This is a genomic window from Gardnerella pickettii, assembly GCF_029226345.1.
GTDB lineage: Bacteria > Actinomycetota > Actinomycetes > Actinomycetales > Bifidobacteriaceae > Bifidobacterium > Bifidobacterium piotii.
Genome location: NZ_JAKNCU010000001.1, coordinates 368,380 through 384,461 on the forward strand (window position 1 = coordinate 368,380; position 16,082 = coordinate 384,461).

10 protein-coding genes are annotated in these 16,082 nt (G+C 43.7%); 7 read left to right on the forward strand and 3 right to left on the reverse strand.

The window, feature by feature from the left end:
• The first annotated feature begins 78 nt into the window (after positions 1-78).
• The gene (locus tag MAF46_RS01420; RefSeq protein ID WP_060785513.1) at positions 79-930 is read left to right on the forward strand and encodes an LOG family protein; all 852 of its coding nucleotides are present in this window, start codon (positions 79-81) and stop codon (positions 928-930) included.
• Between the two features lie 26 nt (positions 931-956).
• Here the strand turns inward: MAF46_RS01420 and MAF46_RS01425 are convergent, their stop codons facing one another.
• On the reverse strand, positions 957-2,123 hold the full coding sequence (locus MAF46_RS01425; protein WP_004132897.1) for a succinate dehydrogenase/fumarate reductase iron-sulfur subunit: 1,167 nt from the start codon (positions 2,121-2,123) through the stop codon (positions 957-959).
• Between the two features lie 145 nt (positions 2,124-2,268).
• Between MAF46_RS01425 and MAF46_RS01430 the strand changes: the two genes are divergently transcribed.
• The 6 genes from MAF46_RS01430 to era all read left to right on the forward strand — a co-directional run bounded on the left by MAF46_RS01430 (position 2,269) and on the right by era (position 7,966).
• A complete protein-coding gene (locus MAF46_RS01430; RefSeq protein ID WP_004130579.1) occupies positions 2,269-3,066 on the forward strand; it encodes a 16S rRNA (uracil(1498)-N(3))-methyltransferase in 798 nt (265 codons plus the stop codon).
• A 124-nt stretch (positions 3,067-3,190) separates the two neighbouring features.
• Positions 3,191-3,559 carry a histidine triad nucleotide-binding protein gene (locus MAF46_RS01435; protein ID WP_004130581.1) on the forward strand — a complete coding sequence of 123 codons (369 nt, stop codon included), beginning with the start codon at positions 3,191-3,193 and terminating at the stop codon, positions 3,557-3,559.
• 3 nt (positions 3,560-3,562) lie between these two features.
• Entirely contained in the window at positions 3,563-4,831 is a 1,269-nt protein-coding gene (locus MAF46_RS01440; protein ID WP_060785512.1) for a PhoH family protein, read from the forward strand.
• Positions 4,832-4,833: 2 nt separating this feature from the next.
• The gene (gene ybeY / locus MAF46_RS01445) at positions 4,834-5,361 is read left to right on the forward strand and encodes an rRNA maturation RNase YbeY (protein WP_004132890.1); all 528 of its coding nucleotides are present in this window, start codon (positions 4,834-4,836) and stop codon (positions 5,359-5,361) included.
• Entirely contained in the window at positions 5,351-6,886 is a 1,536-nt protein-coding gene (locus MAF46_RS01450; RefSeq protein WP_060785511.1) for a hemolysin family protein, read from the forward strand. The genes ybeY and MAF46_RS01450 overlap by 11 nt, the downstream gene beginning before the upstream one ends.
• Before the next feature lie 9 nt (positions 6,887-6,895).
• Entirely contained in the window at positions 6,896-7,966 is a 1,071-nt protein-coding gene (gene era / locus MAF46_RS01455; protein WP_060785510.1) for a GTPase Era, read from the forward strand.
• 357 nt (positions 7,967-8,323) lie between these two features.
• On the opposite strand, the gene MAF46_RS01460 is transcribed toward era, so the two are convergent.
• Complete coding sequence (locus tag MAF46_RS01460; RefSeq protein WP_060785509.1) at positions 8,324-12,655, reverse strand: hypothetical protein; 4,332 nt, start codon at positions 12,653-12,655, stop codon at positions 8,324-8,326.
• A 999-nt stretch (positions 12,656-13,654) separates the two neighbouring features.
• Entirely contained in the window at positions 13,655-15,709 is a 2,055-nt protein-coding gene (locus tag MAF46_RS01465) for an AMP-dependent synthetase/ligase (protein ID WP_060785508.1), read from the reverse strand.
• Between the last annotated feature and the right edge of the window lie 373 nt (positions 15,710-16,082).

A 16,082-nucleotide genomic window follows, 5' to 3' on the forward strand; every position in this document is an offset into this window, starting at 1 on the left:
AAGAGTGACTTTAATGCGTTTTTTAATCGCGATTATAAGATGACTAGAAAGTGACTAGAAAGTTTTAGAAGGTGACTTATGGTTTCTAATAATAATTTAGGTAATTTAGATAATTCTGGTAAATCTGATAATCCAGATAATTCTTGCGATTCGCGCGCGCAAAGCGAACAGAACTCACCTTGGAAAGACACTTATTACAGCGGTGCCGTAATGATGCGCGGGCCAATGATTCCTAAGGAAAGCACAACGGAAACGCTGTTGCAACACGATTTGCCTAATAGCGATTCGCATGATAATCATGCGTGGCAAGGCCTTGACCCTTGGCGAGTTCTTAGAATACAAGCCGAATTTATTGATGGTTTCGACGCTTTAGCAAAACTTGGATTAGCTGTTAGCGTGTTTGGTTCTGCTCGCATAAAGCCAGACGAGCCAGAATACAATAGCGCTCGCATAATGGGCAAAGAGCTTGTAAAACGCGGTTTTGCGGTGATTACGGGAGGCGGGCCTGGAATTATGGAAGCAGCAAATCGCGGAGCGGCAGAAGCTGGCGGAACAAGCGTGGGGCTAGGAATCGAATTGCCTCACGAGCAGGGCTTAAACAAATGGGTAAATCTTGGAATGCAATTCCGCTACTTTTTTGTTCGCAAAACAATGTTCCTAAAGTATTCTTCGGGAATTATTGTGTGCCCAGGCGGTTTTGGCACAATGGACGAGCTTTTTGAGTCGCTTACGCTTGTTCAAACGCATAAGGTTTCTAAAATTCCTGTTGTTCTTTTTGGCAGCGAATATTGGAAAGGCCTTATGAATTGGATTGAAACTACAGTTAAAGAAAGAGGACTTATATCGTCTTTTGACCCTAGTTTGCTTGCGATTACAGACGACCCTCTAGAAGCTGTGCGAATCGCAACTGGAGATAAGTTTATTAATTAGTTTTGGCTAGTTTTGGCTAGTTTTGGCTAATTTTCCTTCATTTTGCGCTCATTTATAAGCGTTGTAAGTTGCCAAATCTCTTCTCCAACGTCGATTCCGCGTGGGCATTGCCTAGAGCATGCGCGCACGGATTGGCACGCGCTTATGCCGTCGCTAGAATCCGCCAACTCTAATCTTCGATTAGTGGCGTTATCTCTGGAATCGTTAATAAATCGCGCTGCATTTATAAGCGCTGCAGGTCCAATAAACGCTTCTCCGCCTGCATAAACTGGGCAAATTCCTTCGCACACGCCGCACATTATGCAATTGCTTAAAAGCTCAAACTTTGCAAGCTGCTCTGGGTGTTGCAAAAACTCAATAATCGCAAGCTTTCCGCTGCTGTTTCTTGTTTGAACATTTTGCGCTTGCAAGTATGGCTCAAGTCTTTTAAGCTGCGCAATCATTGGGGAAAGATCGCAAATAAGGTCTCTTTGAACAGCAAAGCCAGAAAGTGGCGCAACCTCAATAATGCCAAAGCTTCCGTTTTGTATTAAAGAAAGAGTTTCTTTAGATTGCACTTGCGGATTGTGATTTTCTGTCGCTGTTGTCGCTGTTGCGGTTGCTTGCGATTTTACGCTACCAGTTTTTCTAAAACCGCTTGATCTAGCACCTTGATTTTGCGTATTTTGCCTAGCGTTTTGAGCGATTGTAGCTGTGCAAAGCAAAGTAGGCATGCCGTTTACATTTGCAGCATCCGATCCGCAAACGCCGTGACCGCAAGAGTATCTAAATGCCAAAGTGGGGTCTAGTGTGCGCTTAATTTTAAGCAAACAGTCTAAAATCGTGTCGTTTTTGCGCGCGCAAATCGTATAATCTTGAATCCAATGTTTTCCGCTTAATGGTTTAGCTTGTAAATCGCCAGAATTTTGCGACTGGAATGGGCTACTTTTGCGCTTTTTTGCAAAAGGGCTTTCCCTGTGCCTTCTAACTAAACCAGGGGAGTTGGTGGAAGCGCTTGGTGTTGAATTGGTTGAATTGGTGCTTGAATTTGTGCTTGAATCGCAAGCAACCGACGAGTCGCCAGCAACCGCGGAGTCGCAAGAACCGTCATTCGGCGTAAAACGAGATACGCGAAAAGTCACAAAAGCTTCATCGCTTGTAGTGCAATCTTGATTAATGGAATGCGCAAAGTTGCGTCTAAAATCGTCAACCATTTGCGCATACCTCCAATTCATACAATTCTAGTTTGCCATAATACTTGCACAGAAATACTTGAGCGAAAATGCAGAAGTAGAAATACTTGCACAAAATCACAGAAGTAGCAAAAATGTTGGCTGCGCCTAACGTTAGGCTTAAATTATGACAGATGCTTTGTTTTTGCTGGATACAAATAAAGACGATGCGCCCGTTCTTGCAAATGGGATTGAAGAGGGATGGACTCTTAGCTTGCCTCAACGCGTTAAAAGGCATGCAATAAGCGCAATGCGACTTTCGGATGGCGATTCGCTAGACCTTTCGGACGGCAAAGGAGTGCGAATTCACGCAACGATTACCGACAGCGAAAACGGCTTAGTTAGAGTAGATTCGTTTATAAAAGAGCCAGCGCCAACAACCAGATTATCGCTGATTCAGGCGCTTGCAAAAACGGGCCACGACGAGCAAGCAATAGACATGGCTACGCAAATCGGAGTAGACGAAGTAATTCCTTGGTGCGCAAATAGGTCAATCTCAAAATGGAAGCCAGGACGCACAGATAAGCGATGGAATCAGGTGCTTGAGGCTGCAACGGAGCAATCGCGAAGAGCGTGGATGCCGCAGCTTTTAGAGCCAGTTACAAGTAAACAGATTCTAGCGATTTGTAGGCGTGCATGCGTTTATGGAAGTCTTGTAGTTGTTTTGCATCAAGATGCAACGGATTCTTTTAGTCAAATCGAAAACTATGTAAACGACTTAACAGAAAAATGCTTAAAAGACGGCAAAACGCGCACTGTTTACGTAATTGTAGGGCCAGAAGGTGGAATTAGCGAAGAAGAAGTGCAAAGTTTTATAGACGCTGGAGCTAAAAGTTGCGTTTTAGGAAGCAATATTTTACGAGCGTCTACAGCAGGGCCAGTATGCTTATCGTTGCTTTCTAGAGCGCTTGGCAGGTACGAATAGTAAGCAATTTTGCAATTAATTCTTGCAAGCTTTGTGCGTGTTTTGTGTAAAATGGTAAATGGTATTTTGCAATAAGAATTGTAATAAGAATTGCGATAAGAATTATTGAAAAGTGGGCAAAATAATGGATAAAGCATGCAATACATACATAACTGACAAAGATTGCATTTTTTGCAAGATAATTGATGGGCAAATCCCAAGCAGCAAAGTGTATGAAGACGATGCAGTAGTGGCTTTTAACGATATTAATCCGCAAGCCAAGGTGCATGTTTTGATTGTTCCGCGCAATCATTACAAGAATGTTGCTGAGCTTGCGCAAAATGATTGTGATGTTTTGGCTCATATTGCATGCGTTGCGCAAAAAATTGCAAACGACTTTTATAATGGCGATTATCGCCTTGTTTTCAACACTGGTTTGGGAGCTGGTCAAACCGTGTTCCATGTTCACGCTCATGTTTTAACAGGCGAAAAACTTGAAGAAGGTAGTTTATAAATCGTGGCAAATAGTACAACGCGTATTGTTCAAATTCCAAGCGAATTAAGCCCAGTCGCTGTTTTGGGAGCAGCAGATTCAAACTTAAGAGAGTTGGAGAAGGCTTTTCCAAGCGTAGATATTTCCGTTCACGCGGATTGTGTGAAAATCGTATCTAGAAGCGCAAGAAGTGAAGAAGACGCTTGCAAAGCTGAACACGCGTTGCGCAAAATAGTTGATTGCGCTTACGATGCTCCTGTTGATTCATATGCTGTAAAACGCATGTTAGAAAGAGATGTACTTAAAGGTAGCGAGCATAATGTGCGAATCGATAGGATTGGGCACAATGGCGGAGTTTTTGGCGGATTAAAGTCTTTTGGTGCTGGAGCTGGAGATGGTGCTGGCTTTGGTGCTGGCTTTGGTGCTGGTGCAATGGAAAGCGATTTTGCTCGAGATTCTGCCGATTTAATGCCATCTAGTGAAGATGCTAAAAGGCGCGCAATGAGCCGGAAAGCGCGAATGGCTAAAGGCGTTATAACTTTTGCAGGCGGAAATCCTGTTCGCGCAAAAACCGCGGGTCAAACGGCTTATGTGCAAGCAATGGAATCAAATACCGTAACGTTTGGTATTGGGCCTGCTGGTACTGGAAAAACGTATTTAGCGGTTGCTAAAGCGGTTAGAGCTTTAGAAGATGGTCGCGTGCGAAGAATAGTGTTGACGCGCCCTGCTGTAGAAGCTGGTGAAAATCTTGGATTCTTGCCAGGAACTCTAAACGACAAAGTAGACCCATATTTAAGGCCGCTTTACGATGCGCTTTCCGACATGTTGGGCGCTCCGCAACTTAAGAGGTATATGGACGAAAACGTTGTGGAAGTGGCTCCGCTTGCATACATGAGAGGGCGCACGCTTAATGACGCTTTTGTTATTTTAGACGAAGCGCAAAATGCTACTGTTCAGCAGCTTAAGATGTTTTTGACGCGTCTTGGATTTAACACCACAATGGTGATTACGGGAGATAGAACGCAAGTCGATTTAGCGGTTCCAAAATCTGGCTTAGCTTCGATTGAGAACGTGCTAAAAGACGTTAAAAGTATTGCGTTTGTTCACTTAAACGCGCAAGACGTTGTTAGAGCGGAGCTTGTTGGGCGAATCGTAGAAGCGTACGAAACGTGGGAAAAGCACGAGGCTGATTTTAGGCGCGAGAAGGGTAGAAATCGGAAAAGTCTTGAATCGCAAGCAAGCAACGAATCGCAAAATCTTGAATCGCAAAATCTTGAGAGGAATAGCAAGTAATCATGAGTGTTGAAGTGATGAACGAAACCGTTTGGCAAATCGACCCAAAAATATTCTCTGACCTTGGAATGTGGGTTTTGCAACAAATGCGAGTAAGCGTTCAATCCGATTTGTCGATTACTTTTGTAGACCCAGAGCCAATTGCTAGTCTTCACGAAAAGTGGATGAACTTAGAAGGCCCTACAGACGTTATGAGCTTTCCAATGGACGAACTAACTCCTGGAAGCGACGACAAAGTTAGCGAAGGAATGCTTGGAGACCTTGTGATTTGCCCATGGGTGGCATCTCAGCAAGCGGCGGCGGCAGGGCATAGCACAATGGAAGAGATGCTATTGCTTACGATTCACGGAATGTTGCATTTGCTTGGCTACGATCACACTACGCCTCAAGAAGAAAAGCAGATGTTTGGCTTACAAAGGCAGCTTTTGCTAACGTTCTTTGCGGCTAGATCTGGCGAGCTTTACGACGCCACTTTGCCAGCAGGTGCCGTAAATGAGCTGGAAGAATACGAGAAAAATCATGCTAAATAACATTACAATTCCGCCGATTCCCGATTTGCCTGCGCATATGTGGGCTTGTTTGGGTGCGATTGCAATAGTCGCAGTTTTGCTTGTGTGGCTTTCGCTTGCAATGGCGGCGGCGGAAGGAGCTGTGCCAAGAGTTACAAGGTCTAGTCTTAATAATCTTATGATTGAAGAACAAACGAACGATAACGAAAGTCAGGTCGTTCGCTTGAGAAAGCTTGCTAGAATCCGCAGAGCAAAAAAGCTTATAGCAGATAGGTACGCAACGAGCGGAGCGTGTGCGTTTGTGCGAATCGTGTGTAATGTGCTAGACGGCGTGGCTTTTGCAGCAATCGCGGCGGCTCTTGGTGCGTCTTTTTGGCTAACGCTATTAATTGGACTAATAGTGGCAATGATTGTTGCAATTGTTTCAATTCTTGTGCGGCCAAGGTCAGTGGGCGCAGCTCAGCCAGTGTTTAAGCTAATGCGCTTGTCTAGAATAATTTCGATTGCTGTTTTTATGAATCCTTTTGCAAAAATCGCAAGCCGTGGGGATTCGCAAAGTCAAAGTCAAAATCATAAGAAAAATGCTGCTCTTTCCGACGACGAAGAGTTGGAAAATATTCAATTAGACCAAGCTAAAGCGAGTATTGATAGGCTTGTGGAAGCAAACGATTTTGACCCAGAAGTTTCGGAGATGATGCGCAATGTGCTTACGCTTTCCGACACGTTAACGCGCGAAATCATGGTTCCTCGAACCGATATGATTTGCGTTAAAAACGACGAAACGCTGGAAAATTTCCTAAAGTTATGCTCAAGATCTGGATTTTCTCGCGTGCCTATAATTGGCGAGTCGGTTGACGATTTGGAAGGAATTGCGTATTTGAAGGATGCTGTGCGCGCGACCGTGTTTAATCCAGCGGCATCTGAGCGCGCGGTTTCTACGATTAGCAGAAGCCCGATGCTTGTTCCAGAGTCCAAGCCAGTGGATGATTTATTCCACGAAATGCAGCGAATCCGCCAACACGTTGCCGTTGTTGTAGACGAATATGGCGGAATTGCAGGGCTTGTTACGATTGAAGACGCGATTGAGCAAATTGTTGGCGAGCTAGAAGACGAGCACGACCGCACTCAGCACGCGGATCCGCAAGAGGTGAGTAAGGGCGTGTGGAAAATGCCTGCGCGCACGCCGATTGCCGATTTGGAAGATATTTTTGAAGTGCATATAGACGAAGACGATGTAGACACTGTGTTTGGGTTGCTCACTAAGCTGCTTGGAAATGTGCCGATTGTTGGGTCTAGTGCTGTGACTCGCGGCCTTAAGTTGACAGCTGTTGATTCTGCTGGGCGGCGCAAGAAAGTCTCCACAATTCTAGTTGAGCGAGATATTCAAGGTCTTAAAGATATTCAAGGCCTTAAAGAAGAAGACGATAGCGCTGGAAAGAGCGGCGGAAAGAGTGCTGGAAAGAGTGACAGCAGGAGCGAGGGCAAGAATAATGCCAAGAATGGCGATAAAGATAGTGAATCATCGCAAGTTGATGGCGATAAATAGTGTTGAATTATGAATGATATGAAAGATGTTGATGATATGAGTAATGATATGGACGATGACTATATGGACGATATGAATGACGAAATGTTTGCTAATTTAGATCCTTCTCTAAAAGCGAGCGTAGAAGTGCCTGATTTTAACGGCTATAAATCGGGATTTGTTGCTGTAGTAGGCAGGCCAAACGTTGGAAAATCAACGCTTATGAACGCGCTAATCGGAACGCAAATCGCAATTGCGTCTTCTCGACCAGAAACAACGCGCAAGGCGATTCGCGGAATTTTAACAACTCCAAACGCGCAAATGGTGTTAGTTGATACGCCAGGAATCCACAGGCCGCGCACTTTGCTAGGTCAGCGCTTGAACGATATTGTAGACGAGTCGCTTGCAGATGTTGATGCTATCGCTTTCTTGCTTCCAGCAGATCAAGAGATTGGGCCGGGAGACCGCAGGATTTTAAGCCGACTTCGCTCCGATTTTGCTAAAAGAGACGCGTCTGGAAATTGGGTGTGGAAGGTTCCGCTTATTGGAATCGTCACAAAAATTGATACGCTAAGCCGTGATGAGTTGGTGTCTCATTTGATTGAGATTCAACAGTTTGCTGATTTTACAGATATTGTGCCAGTTAGCGCGCTAGAACGCGACAATGTTGACGAAGTTAAGAAGGTTTTGATTGACAATCTTCCAGAAGGACCGAAGATGTATCCAGACGATCAGCTTAGCGAAGAGAGTCCTTCGAGCATGATTGCGGAGCTGATTCGTGGGGCTTTTCTTGAGGAACTTGACGACGAGTTGCCCCATTCGCTGGCGGTTGTTGTAGATAGTATTGTGCGACCAGAAGATGAGGACTATGCGCAATATAATGATAACAAAGCGCATGTGATTGTGTCGGTGTATGTTGAGCGCGATTCGCAAAAGCCGATTATTATTGGGCGCGGTGCGGAGCATCTTGTGCGCGTTAAGAAGCGTTTGCGTACTGCGGTGAATCGTATTACGGGCGCTAAAGCTGTGCTCGATTTGCACGTAAAGGTTGCAAAGGGGTGGCAGAGCGACCCTAAGAAGCTTGAGCGCTTGGGCTTCTAGCGAATCGACCTGCATTCGCGCTTAGAGCGTAGCGCGCGAATGCACTTCGATTCGCTGAGCTTGCTTAAGGTTGAAAGCACGGTGTGCTTTCAACGCAAGCGAAGACGTTCGCACGGCTAATCCGTGCGAACGACACGACCTGCCTTGTAGTGCAATTGTACCTGATTTACGGCGTGTCGCCATACAAACGCACTACAGGTTTGTGTTTTTGTAGTGTGTTTGTATCAAAAAACAGCGAAATTCGGTACAAACGCACTACACAAAATTTGATCTTTATACATGATAGATACAAAAAACCGCGGAAGACGAGTCGATTATAAGACCAGTCAACCGCGGTTTTTTTTTATTTAGTCTTGATTATGCGCGACGATGGCGAGCGAAGTAAGTGCCGCCTCCGATTGCTGCGATTCCAGCAACAACAGCCGCTATAGCTGCAACAACCTTAAGCGTAGTGCTGTTGGATGCGCTTTGTGCTCCGTTTTGTGCGTTGCCTGATTCCTGAGCGTTCTTAGAATCATCCTTAGATTCGCTCTTGGAATCATTCTTGGAGTCGTTCTTAGATTCGCTCTTTGCGGAATCCTTTGCATCGTTCTTTGCGGACTCGCTCTTAGCAGCAGAATCCTTAGCAGCATCTTGTGCTTTAGCAAGATCCTTGGCTGCAGCTTTAGCGCCAGCGGCTGCAAGCGCTGCTGCGATGCGGTTAGCGTGCGCTGCGCCTGCAACATTATTCGCCGCAACAGAATTAGCGTTCTGAGCATTTGCTCCGTTTGCACCGTTAGCATCGTTTGCGCTCTGCGATTGTGCAGCTGGAATCGTTGCATTAAATCCAAGTTGCTTTCCGCCGAACAAGTTGTTTGCGTATCCTGCAAGATACTGGTTGTAGTAGTTCTCGAAGGATTCACTAGAACTCGTATTGTTGCTCGTACTGCTGCTAGTGTTATTTTGCGTTTCACTAGTTGAACCAGTATTTTGATTAGCGTTGCCTGATTCTACTTCTTTAGATGGGGTAGGAGCAAGCGCTGAATCCGTACTTGCATCATGAGACGGATCTGCTTGTGGCACTGTTGGAGATTCATTATTACCACCATTATTGCCACCATCAGCAGTATTTTCATTCTCTGAAGTCCAATTCAGCGAATTCACTTTCTTTAACGACTCATCTAAAGTAAAAGTAGATTCATTAAGAGACTGTTTCACTGTGTTAAGCGTCTTAAAACGAAGAATAAACATATTCTCAAGATCGTTGAAGCTTTGATTTACGGCAGCAAAAGTAGCGTTATATCTTTCAATTACGTTATTTTTCGCTCCAGCCAAAAGCGTTTTAACTTTCTCATGCAATTCAGCAACTTTTTGCTTCGCTTGCAAAACTTGTATTTTAACGTTCTCCGCCTTTTGCTTTGCTGATTCAACTTGGATTTGAGCTTCTTTTGTAATGCGTTGTGCTTGCTCAATAGCAGACTTTGCTTCATCAGCTTTTTGCTTCGCTTGAGCGGTTTTAGCAGCAGCATCAGATACTAGCTTAGCTGTATTTTCCTTATTGGAATCAGCCTTTTGCTTTTCATCTTTAGCTTTTTCTACTTCATTCTGTGCTTTGTTAACTTGGCTTTTAGCTTCTATAACTTTTCTGTTAGCAGAATCAATTTGTTGTCTTGCACCTTCAATTTGCTTCTGTGCTTTGTTAACTTGGCTTTTAGCTTTCGCAACTTTCTGTTCAGCTTCTTCTACATTTTTGTTTGCAAGTTTTAATTGTTTCTCTGCTTCACTAACTTTACTACGAGCAGAATCACGCAACCGTGTGGCATTACCAACAGCTGCATCTTGTTTCGTGACCTTCTCGTTGGCTTCTGCAAATTTAGTAGCAGCATCATTAGCTTTGATTTGCAAATCGTCTTTAGCAGATTCGAGATTCCTTACAGATTCTTCAAACTCGCTGATTTTAGCTTGCTTTGCTTCACCAGTTAACTGAGATTGTTTCTCGGCTTCTTCTACATTTTTTCTTGCAACTTTATACTCATTCTCGTATTTCTCTGCTTCAATAGTGAGCTTTGCAAATTCTTCTTGAGATTCTTTTAACTTGTTCTTAGCGCTATCAAAATCGTATACAGCATTTATAAAAGCATCCAAGACAGTTTTATTTGCTGAGTTCTTTGCATTCGCAGCATCGATTGAGCTACTAAGAGTTTTAACCTTTCCATCTAGATGCGTGTACTTTTTTTGCCACTGCTGAGCAAGCTCTTCTGCAATAGTCTTATTTTCTTCGCTTCCCCAGTTTGCGCTAGGGTCGCCATATTTTTTAGCTTCACTATTTGCTTTTTCTTTCTCGGCTTTTACATGTTCTAATTCTTGTTCCTTTAGACCCTTAGCGCTCTTTTTGTCTGGCACATTCAAATCGTATTGTACTTTTCGAAGATTGTACTTAGCTTCAAACAAATTTGCATTTGCTTTATTTGCTTCAGCATTCAACTTTTGCAATATAGCGATTTCATCTGTATTTTCAGATGCGATTTCATCAGCTTTTTCTTGCTTTAGACTATTCTCATAATTACTAAGAAGATTCTTGTATTCGGAAACACTAATCGAAGATTCATTGCTTCCGTGCCATACGGCAACATCTTCATTTTTTGTAACAGTTTCTTGTTTACCGCCAGAAATCTTAGGAATTTCTTGAATATATAAATCGCCTTCTGCGAAACCGCCAGCGGTTATATCTTTTCTAGCAAAAGTAGTGTAATGACCTACGGAAAGACTAAATAAATTAGTTAGCTTGCCATTTTCGTCATTTTTTTCGAATAATCTTGTGTTTGGATTTTGGCTTAATTTCATTCCAAAATCATATTGATTGTCCTTAAGGAATTGCTTGCCAGCTTCAGAAAGTTTGTTTTCAATCGTTGTATCGCCATTGAATGTGTAGAAGATTCCTTTATCTCTAGCTTCTTCATAGCGATTCTTTTCAATCGTATACCAGCCGTCTAAGGCATTCCACTTGTTGTCCGTAGGTTTAGGTTCTGTGCTTTGCGTTTTAATTTGCTTTAAGCATGAAGTTTTACCGTCATCTAGAACTTTGCAATCGTTATTTGAATATTTCATTCGACCATTTTTATGGCCGTCGTAATCACCCCAAGCAAGATTTTCTGCAGTTTTGTACGGTGTAGTGTCCATAACGCTAGCGTTATCATACTTTTCATGGTTTACTGCATGATTATTAATGGCAGCCGAGTAGAAGGAATGCACAATGCTTTCGGCAATCAAGCTTAAACGCACGTTTACATTTTGCAACGCGTTGTTATCGTTTCTTCTGTACTCGTTTAAAGCATCGTAATACTCAGTGGCTTCCTTCATGTTTTGCAAAGAGTCAGCGCTGCCAATTCTACCAAGCCCAGGTTTTACAATATCTTCATACCATGTTGGAGCTTCTATTGTTTGTGCTTCTTTATACGATTCATCTTTGAAATCTTGCCTTGGAATCACATATGATTCGCCTTTAAGAATTTTCTGAGCGCGCTCAGCGTCTGCAATAAGAGATTCGTTCTTGTTATTTTCCTTAGCTTTTTCAGTGTTAATCACATATTGCAAGAACTTGTAGAAGTCAGACTTTTTCTCTAATGAATTCTCTGTATTAGAATCATTTTTGCTTTCAGCATTGTAGACCTTTTCTGCTGCATCTGCTTTTCCTCTAAGATTGTCTAAGTTTTTGTAAGATTCAACTAGCTTTTTGTAATCACCGATTTTTTCTAGTTCTTTTTCTTTAGATTCTAGTTCTTCACTTGTTTTGTTAATTTTCTGGGTATTTGCAGTAAGCGTTTCTTTAATTTTTGTTACTTTTTCTTGAGCTTGCTTATAAACGGATTCTTTCTCTTTAGCAATTTGTTTTACTTTTTCCAAATCCGCATTACTTAAAGCAGAATCAGACTTTTTAAGTTGCTCTAACTGTGCTTGTTTTTCTTTTAATTCTGTTTCTTTGTCTTTAAGCTCATTATCTGCTTGCTTCTTTGCTTCTTCAAGAGATTTTGCGCTTTTAACTAAAGAAGTATAAGATGACTTTTCTTTTTCAAGATTTTCTTTAGCTGCGTTTAGATTCTTGTTTTCTTCATTCAGATTTGTTTTTGCTTCATCTACCGTTTTTTGGGCATTTTGTAGTTCGTTTTGATTTTGTTCAAGTTGTGTTTCTGCTTGCTTCTTTGCATCTATAGCTTGTGCTTCAGTGTTTTCTGCTTGCTTCTTTGCATCCTCGGCGTTAGTTGCCACTAATTGTGCATTTTCTTTATTTTTTTCGGCTTCGTCAACTCTCTTTTGAGCTGCATCTACTTTTTCTTTAGCTTCTGCATCTTGCTTCTTTGCATCCTCTGCATCTTTTTCTGCTTGATTTTTCGCTTCTATAGCTTCGGCTGCTTTTTTGGATGCGTCTTCTACTTTTTCATTTACTTTTGCAAGCTTGCTATTTGCGTTTTTAACAGTTTCATCGGCTTTGTCTATTTCTGTTTTGGTTTCTAGCTCAAGCTTTTCAGCTTCTCTTGCGAGTTCATTTGCTTTAGCTTCCTGTGGATTAGGATTCTCATGATTAGCATTAATTTCAACATTTGCATTATCTGAGTTTTGATTTACAACATCGGCATTTGCCACATTTGCCATTGCGAATAATGCCAGTGAACTTGCGCCTAAAGATATAGCTGCTGCGATTTTAGCATTCATAAAACCTCTCCTCATGTTTGATAATAGGAAATCGTTAGTTCTCGTGTTTTTGAACAAGATTTTTAGCAATTTCTTGCCGTTCGTCTTGTTTTGGAAAACATATTTTCTACCGGGGGGGGGTATCAAGTTTTCAATGCGATTTTATCAAATACCTATGGATTAACGTAAGCGAAGAAATGAGTGCTCAGAGTGTACACATGATTACACCAAACTATGTGGAGATTCGAGATTTTTCGCAGCGAAAGAGGCGTATCGTTAGCGCGGTCTAAGCGCGCTAACGTCTTCGCCGCACAGAAGCAGTGCTTCTGTTTTGAGCGGCTCAGCGAATCGAAGTGCATTCGCACGCTACGCTTTAAGCGCTCATGCAAGTCTATTCGCAGCGCCGAAGGTGGTGACTCGCCGAGAGAGCAAGAAAAATCGAGAATCTCGGTGATGAAAGCTACGAAAAAGTTCAAGCACGTAAGAGGGCTGGGTGATTCTTGGTCGAACAGTATAAGAGCGGCAGCCGATACCAAATAATACAATGAGTCACCACTACAAACAAACTTCAACCCAAAAACAAAATCAAAGCCAAATCGGAACAACCGCAACAACAAGTAACACACAAGAGGCGGAGCGTTGTGAGACAAGAAACACCCAGCCCTCGCGCAACAGTAAACAGAGAATGTCGTTCGCGCGGTCTAAGCGCACGAACGTCTTCGCCGCATGTAAAGTCCACTGGACTTTACATTTGAGCGGCTCAGCGCTCCGAATTGCCTTCTCGCGCTACGCTCTAAGCTCGAAGGCAGGTCGTCGCGCCTGCGAGGAGAGAAATACTCAAACCTCGCGCAACAACAGATAAAGAGAATGTGCGAGCGACATAACCTTATTTTTGTGCATAGTAGATACGAAAAACCGCGGAAGACGAGTCAGTTAGAACCAGTCAACCGCGGTTTTGAGTAGTTCGCGCGTAAATCGCAAGTAGGTTTGCTGGCGATTAATGCCACGCTTTAATCAGCGCTACTTCTTGCGAATCGTGTACATTTGCGTGTTAAGCAAATTAGCGTATCGGTTAATAACTCGAGGGCGAATAATCTTCATAGAAGCCGTCATCAAGCCGTTTTCTTGAGTAAATTCTTCTGGCAAAATAATGAACTTTCGCACAGACTCTGCGCGCGATACGCCCTCATTTGCAATATCCACAAACTTTTGGACTTCCGCACGCACAACCGCGTTATTTGCGGCATCTTCCATGCTCATAGTCTCGTCCAAGCCCTTGGTCTTAAGCCAGTTGCGCAAAATCTCCTCGTCTAAAGTAACAAGAGCAGATATAAATGGCCTCTTATCACCAAGAACAAGCGCTTGAGACACAAGATCGCAACGCTTAATCACTTCTTCAATAGGGCCAGGAGCCACATTCTTGCCGCCAGCAGTAATAATTAAGTCCTTCTTGCGACCAGTAATGTAAATCATGCCATCGTCGTCAATTCTGCCCAAATCGCCAGTAGCATACCATCCGTCTTCTGTAAACGAAGTTTCGGTGGCCTCTTCGTTCTTGTGATATTTCTTAAACACGCAAGTGCCCTTAATTTGCACTTCGCCATCTTTAGCAATTCGCAAAGTGAAAGCTGGGAAAGCAATGCCAACGGAGCCTTCGCGGAATGGAACGCCAATAGGTGTAAATGCGCATGGGGCAGTGGTTTCCGTAAGACCGTAGCCCTCGTAAACTGGCACGCCTGCGCCGCGGAAGAACGCTAGCAGCTCTGGGTCAAGCGGCGCACCGCCAGCAACAATCCAGCGCGCGCGTCCGCCAAGCGCTTGGCGAATCGGGCGGTAAACTAGCGGATCGTAAGCAGCGCGGCGAGCCTTTGTTAGCGCCTTAGCATCTCCATAATCTTGTACTTCCTTCATGTATTGCTGAGCCGTAACAACAGCACCCTGGAAAGCAAGACCCTTAGCGCCGTGACCTGCCTTTTGCGAAGCCGCATTGTACACTTTTTCGAGCACACGCGGAACAACAATCATAACGGTTGGTTTTGCAACTTGAAGATCGGATATAAGCGTTGTAATGCCTTGTGCAATGTAGATTCTAAGCGTGCTAGCAACAACAATATAGTTGATTGCTCGCGCAAACGAATGTGCTTGAGGCAAGAACAACAGCACAGATCCATCAGGCTCGCTAAGCAAGTCTGGCAAATAAATCGGCAAGTTTAACGCCGTTGTGCAATAATGCTCATGCGTCATTTCCACGCCTTTTGGCGCAGCCGTAGAGCCAGAAGTGTACACGATTGAGCACAAGTCGGTTTTTTTAACCGAGTCAATGCGCTCGTCCAGCTCTTCGTCGCTAACAGCGTATCCAAAAGCTTGAAGTTCCGCCAATCCGCCTGTTTCTATGCAAATAATGCGCTCAAGGCTTGGGCACTCTTCGATTGCGCCATCTGCCTTCTCCTTCATGTCGGTTGTTCCAACAATCAAAAAGCGCGAATCGGAGTTGTTTACAATGTTGCGAATTTGCTCGGCAGAATCAGTGTCGTAAATCGTAGCAAGCACGCCTCCGCAAGCCATAACTGCAGCGTCCGCAATATCCCACTCGTACGAGGTTTTGCACATTAACGCAACAGCATCGCCCTTGCGCAAACCGTAGTGCATTAAGCCTTTTGCGGCATCTCGCACTTCTTTAAGGAACTGATTTGCTGTTTTTGTAACCCATTCGTCGTTTTCTTTGTACGTGTAAAGCGGATCGTCTCCCATTCGGGCGGCTCTATCTGCATACAAGTCGTAGATGCTTGTGCCTTCATCTATCGGAGCGCTTCCCTCGGTTTTTGTAGTCAACAAGCCGGTTTGTGGGTCTAGGAACGTTGTGGTTGGCATTTCTGCGCCCCACTCTTCTACGCGAGGCAGACGCGATTTTTGCGCAAGTAGCGTGTTTGCTGCTTCTTGTTTTTCTTCGACTTGCGGGTAGTCTTGGCTTCCCGAGCGATCGTCGCTAACTGGATGCGCGAAGTTGCTGCCGATTTGCAAGGCCTTGCGGGCAAGGTTGAAAGCTTGCTTCTGGAGTGTGTTTAGCACGGACACGTCTGCTCCTTAATTGCGCTAATCTTGAGTCATAAATTTGTGTTGCAACATGTAATTTGTGTTACAACTTGAGTCACAAAATCAGCTTGTTTTTAAGCACACAATTTAATGCGCGCTTACTTCTTTTATATATGATAATAGCTTGTATAGCTCAAGTCACTTTTTGCCTTGATATTGCCTTGATTCTGTGTTGATATTTTTTGAATAAGCGCATGTCAAAGTGTTTTTGTAGACTAGACAAGTTGCTTTGGCGAGGGAATAACACTGCGATTGTTGTGTAAGTTCCGTTATCGACTGGGCTGATGCCAATATGGTTTTCGGCGCGTCGGTGCGCCTGAAGCTGGATTAATCAATCTATCCAGATAATTAAGGA

Coding starts and splice junctions, on each gene's coding strand:
- MAF46_RS01420 (WP_060785513.1), top strand. CDS start 79: ATGGTTTCTAATAATAATTTAGGTAATTTAGATAATTCTGGTAAATCT.
- MAF46_RS01425 (WP_004132897.1), bottom strand. CDS start 2,123: ATGGTTGACGATTTTAGACGCAACTTTGCGCATTCCATTAATCAAGAT.
- MAF46_RS01430 (WP_004130579.1), top strand. CDS start 2,269: ATGACAGATGCTTTGTTTTTGCTGGATACAAATAAAGACGATGCGCCC.
- MAF46_RS01435 (WP_004130581.1), top strand. CDS start 3,191: ATGGATAAAGCATGCAATACATACATAACTGACAAAGATTGCATTTTT.
- ybeY (WP_004132890.1), top strand. CDS start 4,834: ATGAGTGTTGAAGTGATGAACGAAACCGTTTGGCAAATCGACCCAAAA.
- MAF46_RS01450 (WP_060785511.1), top strand. CDS start 5,351: ATGCTAAATAACATTACAATTCCGCCGATTCCCGATTTGCCTGCGCAT.
- era (WP_060785510.1), top strand. CDS start 6,896: ATGAATGATATGAAAGATGTTGATGATATGAGTAATGATATGGACGAT.
- MAF46_RS01460 (WP_060785509.1), bottom strand. CDS start 12,655: ATGAATGCTAAAATCGCAGCAGCTATATCTTTAGGCGCAAGTTCACTG.